The 12,592-nt window shown below is 66.1% G+C and carries 11 protein-coding genes; 6 read left to right on the forward strand and 5 right to left on the reverse strand.

Annotated features, from left to right (window positions below):
- Positions 1–48 precede the first annotated feature (48 nt).
- Positions 49–915 (forward strand): TIGR01459 family HAD-type hydrolase, encoded by an 867-nt coding sequence (locus tag R8L07_09350; GenBank protein ID MDW3205741.1) that lies wholly within the window; start codon positions 49–51, stop codon positions 913–915.
- Positions 916–933: 18 nt separating this feature from the next.
- On the opposite strand, the gene R8L07_09355 is transcribed toward R8L07_09350, so the two are convergent.
- The 5 genes from R8L07_09355 to R8L07_09375 form a co-directional block, all read right to left on the reverse strand.
- The gene (locus R8L07_09355; GenBank protein MDW3205742.1) at positions 934–2,133 is read right to left on the reverse strand and encodes an aminotransferase class V-fold PLP-dependent enzyme; all 1,200 of its coding nucleotides are present in this window, start codon (positions 2,131–2,133) and stop codon (positions 934–936) included.
- Between the two features lie 105 nt (positions 2,134–2,238).
- Positions 2,239–4,326 (reverse strand): hypothetical protein, encoded by a 2,088-nt coding sequence (locus R8L07_09360; GenBank protein ID MDW3205743.1) that lies wholly within the window; start codon positions 4,324–4,326, stop codon positions 2,239–2,241.
- A gap of 3 nt (positions 4,327–4,329) precedes the next feature.
- A complete protein-coding gene (locus R8L07_09365; protein MDW3205744.1) occupies positions 4,330–7,056 on the reverse strand; it encodes a DUF4159 domain-containing protein in 2,727 nt (908 codons plus the stop codon).
- Positions 7,057–7,062: 6 nt separating this feature from the next.
- Positions 7,063–7,974: a DUF58 domain-containing protein gene (locus R8L07_09370; protein MDW3205745.1), complete on the reverse strand. Its 912-nt coding sequence runs from the start codon at positions 7,972–7,974 to the stop codon at positions 7,063–7,065.
- Between the two features lie 4 nt (positions 7,975–7,978).
- Positions 7,979–8,995, reverse strand: coding sequence for a MoxR family ATPase (locus R8L07_09375; protein ID MDW3205746.1), 1,017 nt, complete (start codon positions 8,993–8,995; stop codon positions 7,979–7,981).
- A 159-nt stretch (positions 8,996–9,154) separates the two neighbouring features.
- Between R8L07_09375 and R8L07_09380 the strand changes: the two genes are divergently transcribed.
- From R8L07_09380 to R8L07_09400, 5 genes are read left to right on the forward strand one after another with little or no spacing between them, the layout of a single operon-like run.
- Positions 9,155–9,724 (forward strand): DUF1285 domain-containing protein, encoded by a 570-nt coding sequence (locus tag R8L07_09380; protein ID MDW3205747.1) that lies wholly within the window; start codon positions 9,155–9,157, stop codon positions 9,722–9,724.
- Between the two features lie 23 nt (positions 9,725–9,747).
- Entirely contained in the window at positions 9,748–10,395 is a 648-nt protein-coding gene (locus R8L07_09385) for a CoA pyrophosphatase (protein MDW3205748.1), read from the forward strand.
- The gene (locus R8L07_09390; protein MDW3205749.1) at positions 10,388–10,696 is read left to right on the forward strand and encodes a DUF6111 family protein; all 309 of its coding nucleotides are present in this window, start codon (positions 10,388–10,390) and stop codon (positions 10,694–10,696) included. Before R8L07_09385 ends, R8L07_09390 begins: the two co-directional genes overlap by 8 nt.
- Positions 10,697–10,707: 11 nt before the next feature.
- Entirely contained in the window at positions 10,708–11,946 is a 1,239-nt protein-coding gene (locus R8L07_09395) for a CCA tRNA nucleotidyltransferase (GenBank protein ID MDW3205750.1), read from the forward strand.
- Positions 11,943–12,587, forward strand: a complete 645-nt coding sequence (locus R8L07_09400; protein ID MDW3205751.1) for a GDSL-type esterase/lipase family protein — start codon at positions 11,943–11,945, stop codon at positions 12,585–12,587. Before R8L07_09395 ends, R8L07_09400 begins: the two co-directional genes overlap by 4 nt.
- The last annotated feature ends 5 nt before the right edge of the window (positions 12,588–12,592 follow it).

The raw sequence follows: 12,592 nt of genomic DNA on the forward strand, positions 1-12,592 counted from the left end.
CCGTCGCCGGTGCTTGACCGCCGGCTGGGGAGCGGGCATAGCCCCGGCATGACCGACATGCAGATTCCCCGACCGATTTCCGGATTGTCCGACATTGCTGCCGATTACGACCTGTTCGTGGTCGACCAGTGGGGCGTGCTTCACGACGGCGCGAAGCCCCATCCCGGCGCCGTCGAGGCCCTGACGCGGCTCAAGGCAACCGGGGCGCCTGTGGCGTTGCTGTCCAATTCCGGCAAGCGGGTGGCGGAAAGCTACAAGCGGCTGGCGGCCCTCGGGTTCGACCGTGGGCTTTACGATCTGTGCATCACCTCCGGCGAACAGGTTCATCGCGGCCTGCGCGACCAGAACGATCCGTTCTACGCCGCGCTGGGACCGAAATTCCTCATGTTCGCCTGGGATGCCGATCGCGGCATTGTCGAAGGAACGGACTGCCAGGAAGTGGACAGTGTGGACGAAGCCGATTTCATTCTCTGTGCCGGCACGGACCGGGATTCCCTGGCCGCGTATGAGCCGGTCCTGCGCCGGGCACTCGACCGTGGCCTGCCGCTGACCTGCGCCAATCCGGACCGCGTCAGTGTGCAGCCGGACGGGTCGCTGAAAATCTGCCCCGGTGCGATTGCCGAGATGTACGAGGCGATGGGCGGGTCCGTCCGCTGGCATGGGAAGCCCGGCCGGGATGCCTATGATGCAATTCGGGCCGAAACCGGCATCCGTGATGGTGCAGGACTGGGGATCGGCGATTCCCTGTCGCACGACATTGCCGGTGCGGCGGGGGCGGGCATGGATGGGCTGTTCATTACCGGCGGCATTCACCGAACGGACCTGCCGGAACCGGCGACGCCGGAAACGGTCGCCGCGCTGGGCGCGGAACACGGGGCGGTGCCGGCCTATTTCAGCGCCGGATTTACCTGGTAGCCTGAAAAAGGGTGCGGATCAGGCGGCGCGGAGCGACTTCAGCGCCCGGGCCAGCCGCTCGACGTCCTCCATCTCGTTATAGACATAGAAAGAGAGACGCATCCACAACGTGCCCTCAAAGGCCTGGATGTCGACCTCGATGTCATGCTCGTTTCGCAGTTTCAGGCGGATGGCATTCGCTGCGTCCTGCGTGGCTCGCCCGAAGGCCGGCGGCAGCCGGACCGTCGTCATGAACCCTGTCATTTCCGGCGGGACGCCGACCGCGGTTTCGATTTCCCGCGCCAGATGGGCCCCGGCTTCGATCGCCAGGTTCCGGCAATAGGTCCGCAGGCGCTCCTCGCCGTATTCGGCGCGGTAATCGAGCGCGGCCGGGACCGTCAGATAGGGGGTGAAATCCTTCGTGCCCGGCCAGTCGAAGGCGGGGTTGTAGCCCTGGGAGACGTGATGGCTGATCGTCGTCGGCCGCAGGTAGGCCTGCCGCTCCGGTGCCGTCCATAGGAAGGCCGCGCCACGCGGCGCCCCGACCCATTTGTGACAATTGCCGGTATACCAGGTCACGCCCATCGTCTCGATGTCGGTCTCAACCATGCCCGGCCCATGCGCGCCGTCGACCAGAACCAGAATCCCACGTTCGCTGCACTCCGCCGCGATCTCCGCGATCGGCAGGATGGAGGCCGTCTTGGACGTGATATGGTCGATTACCAGCAGCTTGGTCCGCGGCGTGATCGCGTCCACGATGGTTTCGACCACATTGTCCGCATCGACCGCCGGATAATCCAGATGAACCGGAATCAGCCGCGCCTCGGCCCGATCGCAGACGAATTCCAGCGTACGCATCACCGCGCCATATGTCTGGGACGTGGTCAGGATGTCGTCGCCCGGAAACAGTACCAGGGACCGCAGGACGGCGTTGATCGCGGTCGTGGCATTGTCCAGAAAGACGATATCGTCGCCCCGCGCGCCCATATACCGGCCCAGCCGGTCTGCGGTCTCCCGAAGCAGGGGGGTCAACTCGGCCGTCATGAAACGGGATGGCTGGCCCTCGATGCGTTCCCGGAAGGAATGTGCCGATGCCATGACCTGTCGGGCGCAGGCGCCGAATGCACCATGGTTCAGATAGGTCAGTCCGCGCTCCAGCATGAAATCGGCCCGGGCTTCGGGGCCGAGTGGCTTGGCGGCGGAACTGGTTTCAGGATGGTCCGACTCTGAGTCATCCATCCGGGCGGAGTTCGTCTTCAACGGGATCCGGTCTCTGAGGTCAATCTCAAGTGAGCGAAAGTGTCATATTCGCGCTGACCGGCGTCAAGTACGCAATGGGACGGACTATCGGGCCTCGCGGTACCACGCTAGGGACAGAAGCAGCCCGGCCGCGAGCATCAGCAACCAACCCGGGAGAAGTGGTGCGGTATCGAGACCGGTGACGGTATAGTCGCCGTTCCGGGTCAGGCCGATCCACCCCGATCCGCCGGTCGGACGTCCGGGCTCGACCCGCCGGATCGCAGGCGGTTCGCCATCGGCGAGCCAGTGCAGACGACCGCCGCTCTCGGAGACGGGTTCCTCCAGTATCGCGGCCGTGGAAACAAGGTCGGACTGCTCCAGCGAATTCAGGGCGCCGGCCGCGGTGCGGACTGTCCGTTCGCCCTCGGTGATTTCGTACAATCCGCTCTGCGTCAGCGGCAGTGTCCCGGCAAACAGCCCGTTCGACAGGGATTCCAGCGGCACCGCGCGGCGTTCACCATCCGGCAGGACGACCTCGGCAACCGGCTGTTCCGCGCGCTGTTCAAGGGTGCGAAGCCGAATATCCAGCTGGTCGCCATCGGCCACCGCCTTCAAGTCCTCTTCCTCAAGCTCCGGTTCCTTCATCAGCCAATGGGCCAGGCGGCGCAGCAGCTCCGCATGCGGTCCCCCGCCGTCATATCCCCGGGCCCACAGCCAGATATGGTCGCTGCTGACCTGCGCCACGCGGCCGTCGCCGACCCGGTCCAGCGTGATCAGCGGCTGACCGTCCAGACCGGTCATGATGGCATCGCCGGAACGGGGCGCGACATCGACCTGACGCAGCCAGCTTCCCCAACTGGCGGTAGTGGCGGCGGCGCTGCGATCCGGACCGCCGGGCAGGCCGGCTGTGACCGGATGCCGCAGGCCGCGTTCCGTCACTGTCGGCTGGAACGGGCGTTCGGAGACCGTGCCCAGCGGTTCCGGCGGCAGCACATCGCCCAGCGGGGTGCGGTACAGGCTGAACGGCCCGGCGAAACCCGGTCCGGCCGCGTCCAGAAGGGCCCCGCCATCATGTACATAGTCGACGATATTACCGAGATAGAGTGAAGGCAGAACGCCGCGGCGGCGATAGCTGTCGAAGACGATCAAGTCGAAGTCGTTCAGTTTCACTTCGAACAGTTCCCGGGTCGGGAAGGCGATCAGGGACAGTTCGTCGATTGGTGTGCCGTCCTGTTTCTCCGGCGGCCGCAGGATCGTGAAATGGACCAGATCCACCGACGGGTCGGATTTGAGGAGGTTGCGCCATGTCCGCTCACCCGGATGGGGCTGACCGCTGACCAGCAGCACCCGCAGACGATCGCGCACGCCGTTGACCGACAGGACGGTGCGGTTGTTGTCGACCGACAGTTCGCCCGGCAGTTCCGGGACGCTCAATTCGATGATCGACGGGCCGCGATGGCTGAGCGTCAGACCGATGGTCACATCCTCGTTGAAAGGAATGCGGGTAATGCGCTGCGGGCTTCCGTCGACGGACAGGGTCGGGCGTATCGTATCGCCCGGGGCGGCCGTCGGGTCGTCGACCCGGATGATCGTCTCGATCTGTTCGTCGACGACGCCGAAGCTGGGGGCTTCGACCACGACCAGCCGGCGGTCGGGGGTGTTGCGCTCTCCCGCGATCAGGGCATGCAGCGGCCCGGGCGGCAGATCCGACAGGGAGTCTGCGTCATGGACCTGGCCATCCGTGATCAGGATCGCCCCGGCATAGCGCCGTGCCGGAATGTCGGCCAAGGCTTCGCGCGCGGCCGCGGTGACCAGGGTCCCATCGGCGCCGTCCGCAATGCTGTCATGGCGCAGGACGATCCGGCGGACTTCCAGTTCTCCTTCGTATCGGGTCAGCGCCTCCTCCATCCGGTCCGCGGCCGCGCGGGTCTGCGCGATGCGCCCGACGGCTGCCTGGGACGGTGTCTCATCGACGATCAGAAGCGCGACATCCGAGTTCGGCCGTCGACGCTCCTCGAGGATCGACGGATTGGCCAGGCCGAGCAGCAGCAGGAAGGCGAGGGCGGCGCGGAACACCGTGCCCGGAATGCCGCGAAGCGCCAGGTAGGCGAAGACAAGCGCCAAGGCACCGGCAAGGGAGGCCAGAAGCCAGAGCGGCAGATAGGGTGCGAAGTCGATTGCGTAACCGCTCATCGTCTATTGCCCCAGCCGTTCGAGAATGGAGGGGATATGAACCTGGTCCGCCTTGTAGTTCCCTGTCAGCGTGTACATCACCAGGTTGACGCCGAACCGGTAGGCCATCTCGCGCTGGCGTCCGTCGTCGCCGATCGGGAACATCGGCCGGCCCAATTCGTCGATCGCCCAGGCTGCGGCCCAGTCCGCGTCGCCGACGACCACCGGCGAGACACCGTCGTTCGAGATCGACGCACCGGTTTCGACCCAGACCGTTCCCCCGTCCCAGCGGCCGGGAAAATCCTGCATCAGGTAGAAGCTGCGCGTCAGGACATGTTCGGGCGGCACGGTTGCCAGGGGCGGCACGTTCAACTGTTCGGCCAACCGGCGCAGGCCGCCGGATCCGGACATGATACGGCTGCCGGCCAGATGGCCGTCGCGGGTATCGAACAGGATCAGACCGCCCCCGGCCATGAAACGGTTCAGGCGATCGGCGGCCGGTGCGCTGACCGTTCCGACATCCTCCAGAACCGGCCAGTACAGCAGCGGATAGAATGCGAGTTCGTCGCTGTCGATGTCGACGCCGACAGGATCGCCGGTTTCCACCGCGGTGCGCTGACGCAGGATGTCGCTCAATCCGCGCAGGCCGGCGGCGCTGACGGAATCGACCTGCGGATCGCCGGTCAGGACATAGGCCAGCACCGTGTCGCGGGCCCCGGCGGGGATTTCCGAGACCGGGTCCTGGGCGGCGGCAGGGTCGACACCGCCGCCGATCAGAACCAGCGTCATGACGACAGCCGTCGTGACCCCGCGCGATCCGGTCAGCGAATATCCGCGGAGCACGACCGTCAGAGCCGTATCGAACAGCAGCAGGGCCAGTGCGGCCAAAAGCAGATAGGGGGCGAGCGGTCGTTCCTCCTGCTTCTCGAACCCGGCCGTCACCGTGCCGCCCGGAATGTCCACCATCGGCGCCAGGGCCGGTACGCGATCGCCCAGATTGACCGCGACCCGGACTTTCTGCGTGCCATAGAAACCGGGCGGTGCAGCGGGGGAAACGGTCAGAATGTCCAGGTTGTCGACATGGATCGGACGGGCCGAACTCTGAGGTTCTCCCAGACGCCCGAAGCCGTCCAGCGTGCGATAGGGGGCGGCGGTGCCCTTGTCGCCGGCGGCATCCCGGACACCGCGGCCCATACTGCTCAACCGGCCCAGCATGTCGACGAACAGACCGGAAATCGCCATGTCGGACCATTCGGTATTCGCGGTGGTGTGAACCAGGACCAGCCAGCCGTCGCCGCGCCGGTCGGCGGTGACCAGCGGCGTGTCATCTGCCAGGCGCATCCATGTCTTTCGGTCCAGTTCCAGAGATGGCTCGGCCAGAACCTGGCGCGTGATCGCGACATCCCCGGGAATCTCCATGCCGGCAAAGGGGCCGTCCTCGGCGACACGTCCGATGCGTGCCGGTTCGGTCCACAACATCGCCCCGGACAATTGCCGGCCGCCGCTGCGCAGGGCGACGGGAACCAGCGGGTCGTCGACTTCGGAGGCCAGGCGCGGCCCGGCGAAGCGGATCAGCATGCCGCCGGCTTGTATCCACTCGTTCAGCCGGCCGAAGTCATCGGTTTCCAGTACGGTTTCATCCGGCAGCAGCAGGACCGACTGCTGCTGGCGCAGGAGGATTTCGGTCGGGCCGCGGTCAACCTGCCCCAGCGGCTTCAGGGCGCGGTCCAGAAAGTATATTTCGGACAGCAGCGGCAAGGCCTCGCGGCTGCCGATATCGGCAATGATACCGATCGGGCGTCGGCTCCAGCGTTCATCCAGAAGTGCCGCGGACCCGGCCCCCTGGCGGTTCTCCAGAACCAGCCGGGCCAGATCGTTACGCAACTCCGTGGGCAGATCGAGTGCGACCGTCTTTTCGGCCTCTCCGGTCGCCAGCGTCACGTCCTGCCGCAGCAGCGGGCGGCCGTCTTCGCTGTATCCGACCACGGCAACCCGGGTCTCCGCATTGGCCGCTGGCCGGCGCAGGGTCGCGCTCAACACGGTTTCTCCGCGCGGCGGCGGATCGATCAGCATCGGTCCCAGCGAGAGGTCCGGAATCAGCACCGTGGGCGACCCGATCTGCCCCAGGCTGGCGGCAAAATCGGCCGTCCTCTCGGAGTGCAGCCCATCGGCCAGCCAGAACACATCACCCGACGCGCCTTCCTGTGCGATGCGGCGCGCGGCGGCGGTCATGGCCTCGCGGTCGACGGGCCAGGGCTTTGGCTCCAGCGCCGCCACGATGCGACGGGCGGCCTCGGCGGACAGCAGGCGTCCTGCTTCAAGCGGCTCACCATCCGATGGCGGGGCGCCCAGGATCAGGAAGACCGGGCGGTCCGAACGTTCTGCCGTGTCGAGAAGCGCCTCGGCACGAGCCAGCCGGGCGTCCCAGGCCGGACTGGCCGACCATCCGTCATCGATGACGAGCACCACAGGGCCGGCTCCGGTCAGCGACCAGTCCGGGTTCAGCACGGGCCGCGCCGCCGTCACGACGACCAGGGCCGCGATCGCAAGACGCAGGATGGTCAGCCACCAGGGCGCCGCCTTCGGTGTGGTTTCCTCCCCCTTCAGGCCGAACAGCAGCCGGATGGCGGGGAAGGGAATGCGCCTGGGCGCCGGCGGCATCAACCGCAGCAGCCACCAGAGTAGTGGAAGGGCGAACAGGCCGAGCAGCAGCCAGGGTGCGGTGAAGGCCAGAGGGCCAAGGCTCAGCATGCTGGATCAGCCTCCCTGCCTGGCGAGTGCGACATAGATCGACATGAGGGCCTGTTCCGCCGACCTGTCCGTATGGTGCACCAGCAGATCCCAGCCGGCGGCACGCGCGGCATGGCGCAGGGCGTCGCGATGGGCGGCCAGCCGGTTGCGGTAATCTGGACGCAGGGTCTCGACCCGCTCCGCCATGAACTCGCCCTCGGCCTCCAGCCCCAGGAAACGGGCTCTTCCGGTGAAGGGCAGGGTTTCCTCGGCCGGATCCAGAACCTGCACCGCAAGACCGCCCACGAATTGTTGCGAAAACTCCGCGAAACGCCGTTCCCAGACGTCTATCGGCGCCAGAAAGTCGCTGATCAGGACACCCTGACTGTGTTTCGGCAGGTCGACCGATGCCGGAAAGGCGGCATCCAGGTCGCCGAGCGCCAGATAGCGCTCCGCCAATCTCTTCAGGCCGGTTCGGCCGCCGCTGGCCCGCTTGTCATGCCCAAGGAGCCCGATACGCTCCCCGCCGCGCAGCAGTGCCGCCGCGGTCGCCAGCAGCAGCAGCGTGGCGCGGTCCCCTTTGGTCGGGCGGGATTTCCGGGATCGGTAATGCATCGACGGACTGCGGTCCGACCACATCCAGACGCTTTGCGAGGCCTCCCATTCCGTCTCGCGCACGAACAGATCGTCGGAGCGCGCGGACCGACGCCAATCGACGGCATGGGCGGAATCGTGGGTGCCGTGAAGCCGATATTGCCAGAAGGTCTCGCCCGTGCCGATGCGGCGACGGCCGTGCACGCCCTGCGCCACCGTGGCGGCAACCCGTTCCGCGGCGATCAGCAGCGGCGGCAGCCCTTCACCAAGGGCCTCCGCCCGGGCGACCCGGGCCGGAGTATCACCGGTATTCGGCGTGGTGGTGGGCGGGGTGGCGGCGCTCATCGGCTCAGACGCTGGCCTCCACAAGACTATCGATCGTGCGATCGATATCGTGCCCTTCCGCGCGGGCGGCAAAGCTCAGTGCCATGCGATGGCGCAGGACCGGTTTGGCCAGGGCCGCGATGTCGTCGCTGGACGGGGCCAGACGGCCCTGCAGCAGGGCGCGGGCGCGGCAGGCCAGCATCAGCGCCTGGCTGGCCCGGGGCCCGGGCCCCCAGGAGACGCGTTCCCGAACGATATCCAGCTCGGTCGACTCCGGCCGCCCGTTGCGCACCAGGCGCAGGATGGCGTCGACCACGGCCTCGCCGACCGGTATCCGGCGGGTCAGAGTTTGCGCATGGCTGAGTTCGGCCGCGGTCAGTTTTTCGGTCACCCCCGCCAGCGTGACCCCGGTGGTCTTCAAGACGATTTCGCGTTCGGAACCGAGATCCGGGTAGTGAATGTCGATCTGACAGAGGAATCGGTCCAGCTGCGCCTCCGGCAGCGGGTAAGTTCCTTCCTGCTCGATAGGGTTCTGGGTCGCCAGCACGTGAAACGGTGACGGCAACGCGTGGGGGTGACCGGCGACGGTGACGGTATTTTCCTGCATCGCCTGCAGCAACGCCGATTGCGTGCGCGGGCTGGCGCGGTTGATCTCGTCGCCCATCAGAAGCTGCGTGAAGACCGGGCCCGGCACGAAGCGGAAACTGCGCTTTCCGGAATCGTCGACCTCCAGCACTTCGGATCCAAGAATATCGGCCGGCATCAGGTCCGGGGTGAACTGGACCCGACGTGAATCGAGACCCAGAACCTTGCTGAGCGTTTCGACCAGCAGCGTCTTGCCGAGGCCGGGCACGCCGACCAGCAATCCGTGCCCGCCGGCCAGCAACGTGGTCAGAACTTCGTCCACCACCCGATCCTGGCCGAAAAAGACCTGACGGATCTGCGCGCGCACGGCGCCCAGCTTCTCCCCGACCTGTTCCATCTCGGCGGCAAGGTCCTGGGCGCTCGCTTCAATCGATGCCTGCTTGGCGGCGCCTGTCATCCGCTCCATATCCTGTGTCACGGTCGACCTCTCCCTTGATGTAAGCCGCCGTCGGGGCGACGTTGACAGTTGCGGCCGTGCGTCGGACCGTATTTCAGATCTCGGCTCCGGCCTCGAAACGGCACGGCGGATACTATTCAAGAGGATGATGGCTGCTTGATGTCGAAACAAGCCCCGGCACGCAAAAGTCTCAAGGAGTTGATGAAATCTGGCGAAGGTCTGGCCGGGTTTCCCTGGCCGGACCGCTATGTGGATTTCGACATCGCGATCCGCCGGGACGGGACCTGGACCTATCGGGGCGATCCGATTCGCCGGCAGAAGCTGTGCCAGCTGTTCGCCACGGTGCTGCAACGCGATGAGAACGGTGATTTCTGGCTGGTCACGCCGGCGGAGAAGGGCCGAATCCAGGTTGAGGACGCACCGTTCGTCGCGGTTGAGATGGTCGCGGAGGTCGACCCGGATCAGGGATCGGTGCTGCGGTTCCGGACCAATCTGGATTATTGGGTCACCGCGGGCGCCGAGCATCCGATCCGAGTGTCCGTCGATGCGGAAACCGGCGAGCCGTCGCCCTATATAGAAGTGAGGGACGGCCTGGAGGCCCTGATCGCGCGGCCGGTGTTTTACGATCTGGTCGAACGGGCCGAGTCGGTCGATCATGGCGATGCGACCGAACTGACGGTCGCCAGCGCCGGGGTCCGCTTTTCGCTGGGCCGGGTTACCCAGGAATGAACCTGTCGGGAGAGATTTCCGGAATGGATCTGGATCGAATAGCGCAATGCCTGATCGACGCTTCGACCCCCGGGTCGGAGCGTGGCGATTCGGACCTGAACCCCGATATGCGGCCGCTGCGCGAGACCTTGATCCCGGCTTCCGTGCTGATCCCTCTGGTGCCGCGCGACGAAGGCTTGTCGGTGATCCTGACAAAACGCAACTCGCAAATGAAGGATCACGCCGGTCAGATTGCCTTTCCAGGTGGCCGACGCGACCCCGGTGACCGGGACGATATCGAAACCGCCCTGCGTGAGACGGAAGAGGAAATCGCAATCCCGCGCGACCGGGTTCGGGTGCTGGGGCGGCTGGCTTCCTATGTCACCCGGACCGGTTATCGGGTCACGCCCATCGTCGGCGCCCTGCAACCGCCGATCCAGCCGCGCCCGGAACCGTTCGAGGTCGAGGAAATCTTTGAGGTTCCCCTCGCCTTTCTGTTGGACCGGGCCAATCATCAACGGCATTCACGCAAGGTTTCCGGGGTGGCACGCAGTTTCTACGCAATGCCCTTCGGCGACTATTACATCTGGGGGGCGACCGCCGGCATGATCGTCAGCCTTGTCGATATTCTCGACTGCGCCGCACAGCCGGAACCGGACCGCGCCGTCGATCTGAGAGGGGCCAATGGTTAGAACCATACTGACAATCCTGGTGCCGTTTCTGACACCGTTCCTTTGCTACTATGTCTGGTTCTGGTTTCAGTCCCGCAAGAAGGATCGCGAGGAATCCGGTAAACCCCTTGAGGCGTGGCAGACCTTTCCCTGGTCGAAACTGATCATTTCCGGCAGCACGCTGGCCATCGGAGCTCTGGTCTTCCTGTTCTTTCAGAAGGACCCGCTGCCGGAAGGACGCTGGGTTCCGGCCAAGATCGTCGACGGGGAAATCGTGCCGGGGCATTTCGAACCGATTCCGGAACCCGCTGATCCGGACTGACGGGGACCGTAATGACGGGGACGATGATGACGGAGCCTGCGTCGCCGCGCGGCCTGTTGCAGGCCCAGCCCTGGTTCTCTGAGCCCGAGGTTCGGCGCCTGATCGACACCCTGCAGGCATCCGGCATCACCGCCCGTTTTGTCGGTGGATGCGTTCGGGATGCCTTGCTGGGACGTGCCAGCGATGATGTCGACCTGGCCGTCGATGCGGCGCCGGAGGGGGTCGTCAGGGCATTGGACGATGCCGGCATCAAATCCGTACCGACGGGCATCGACCACGGCACCGTGACTGCCGTCCTGACCAGCCGGACTGTCGAGGTCACTAGCCTTCGATGCGATGTCGAAACCGACGGTCGGCGCGCCGTCGTGCGTTTCACGCAGGATTGGCGCGCGGATTCCCTGCGCCGTGACTTCACCATGAATGCGCTTTACGCGGACCGGCACGGCGATCTGTCGGACTACCACGGTGGTCTGGACGATCTTCGCAATGGGCGGCTGCGGTTCATCGGAGCTCCGGCGGAGCGGATTCGCGAGGACTATCTGCGCATCCTGCGGTTCTTCCGATTCCATGCCCAGTTGGGGCTGTCGTCGCATGATGTGGATGGGCTGGCGGCCTGTCGTCGTTTCCGTGACCGCCTGCGCGACCTTTCGGCGGAACGTGTCGCCAAGGAACTGCTGCGCCTTCTTGAAGCCGCCGCGCCGGCCGAAACGATGACTGGGCTGATCGAAGGCGGATTTCTGGATTACTGGCTGCCCGAGGCAGGCGCGGTACCCGCATTGTCGGAGATGTGCCGCCTGGAACCGCGGCCGGATGCCGTGCGTCGCCTCGCGGTGCTGTGTCCGGTCGGGTCCGACGGCATGGCGGCCGTCGCTGACCGGCTCAAGCTTTCGGGGCGACAGCGGGATCGGTTGGCCGCAATGGCCGCGGCGATGGAGCCGCCCGGCGATCCGGCCGCGGCACGCCGGTGGGTCTATCGCCTGGGGACGGAACTGGCCCGGGATCGCGCATTATTGAACCGGGCGCGGGACGGGGACCGGCGTTGGGACAATCTGATCCGCGCCGCATCCGACTGGATACCGCCCGAATTCCCCCTGTCCGGTCGCGATGCGCTGGGGGTCGGCATGGCACCGGGCCCGGCCATCGGCGAGACCTTGCGGCGGATTGAGGAGGATTGGGTCCTGGGCGACTTCATGGAAGATCGCGCGGCCCTGCTGGAACGATTGAAAGAGAGGGGAGGGGCAAGCCGATGACGGTGGTGAGAATCTGTTTCCTGGGAGACAGCGTGACGGTCGGGACCGGTGACGCGGGCTGCCGGGGCTGGCCGTCCTATCTCAGCGCCGAGGAAACCACCCGACGCGGCCATGACATCAGTTGCTACAATCTGGGCATACGGGCCGAGACGTCCCTGGACATCGCGCGACGCTGGCGGGCGGAGGTTGGACCGCGCCTGCCGGACCATGTCGCCGGGCGCCTGGTCTTCATGTTCGGATTGAACGATTGCGCTGACTTTAACGGCGATGGCGTACGGGTGCCGCATGATGAATCCGTCGCGGCGGCCAGGACGATGATCGGGGAGGCCGCGGCCTGGAAGCCAACACTGTGGATCGGCATGACGCCGGTGCGGCGCAGTCCGCCGTCCATCCAGCCGGGCCCGGGTGTACGCTACACTTTCGACCGGGAGCGTACGGCGGCGCTGAACCTAGCGTATCGGGAAACCGCCGCCGATCTCGGTGTCCCGTATGTCGATCTGCACGACATGCTGGCGGAGGATTCGGACTGGGACGCCGGCATGGATGCAGGGGACGGCGTGCATCCGGACGATGCGGGACACCAGCGTATCGCACGCATCGTCGCGGATTCACCAGCCTGGCGGGCCTGGTTCCAGGACTGACTGTC

The organism is Alphaproteobacteria bacterium (genome assembly GCA_033344895.1).
In the GTDB taxonomy this organism is placed as follows: Bacteria; Pseudomonadota; Alphaproteobacteria; order UBA8366; family Aestuariispiraceae; genus Pacificispira.

Bases quoted from the DNA above. Each gene is read 5' to 3' on its own strand.
- R8L07_09350 (MDW3205741.1), top strand. From the start codon at position 49: ATGACCGACATGCAGATTCCCCGACCGATTTCCGGATTGTCCGACATT.
- R8L07_09355 (MDW3205742.1), bottom strand. From the start codon at position 2,133: ATGGATGACTCAGAGTCGGACCATCCTGAAACCAGTTCCGCCGCCAAG.
- R8L07_09360 (MDW3205743.1), bottom strand. From the start codon at position 4,326: ATGAGCGGTTACGCAATCGACTTCGCACCCTATCTGCCGCTCTGGCTT.
- R8L07_09365 (MDW3205744.1), bottom strand. From the start codon at position 7,056: ATGCTGAGCCTTGGCCCTCTGGCCTTCACCGCACCCTGGCTGCTGCTC.
- R8L07_09370 (MDW3205745.1), bottom strand. From the start codon at position 7,974: ATGAGCGCCGCCACCCCGCCCACCACCACGCCGAATACCGGTGATACT.
- R8L07_09375 (MDW3205746.1), bottom strand. From the start codon at position 8,995: ATGACAGGCGCCGCCAAGCAGGCATCGATTGAAGCGAGCGCCCAGGAC.
- R8L07_09380 (MDW3205747.1), top strand. From the start codon at position 9,155: ATGTCGAAACAAGCCCCGGCACGCAAAAGTCTCAAGGAGTTGATGAAA.
- R8L07_09385 (MDW3205748.1), top strand. From the start codon at position 9,748: ATGGATCTGGATCGAATAGCGCAATGCCTGATCGACGCTTCGACCCCC.
- R8L07_09390 (MDW3205749.1), top strand. From the start codon at position 10,388: ATGGTTAGAACCATACTGACAATCCTGGTGCCGTTTCTGACACCGTTC.
- R8L07_09395 (MDW3205750.1), top strand. From the start codon at position 10,708: ATGACGGGGACGATGATGACGGAGCCTGCGTCGCCGCGCGGCCTGTTG.
- R8L07_09400 (MDW3205751.1), top strand. From the start codon at position 11,943: ATGACGGTGGTGAGAATCTGTTTCCTGGGAGACAGCGTGACGGTCGGG.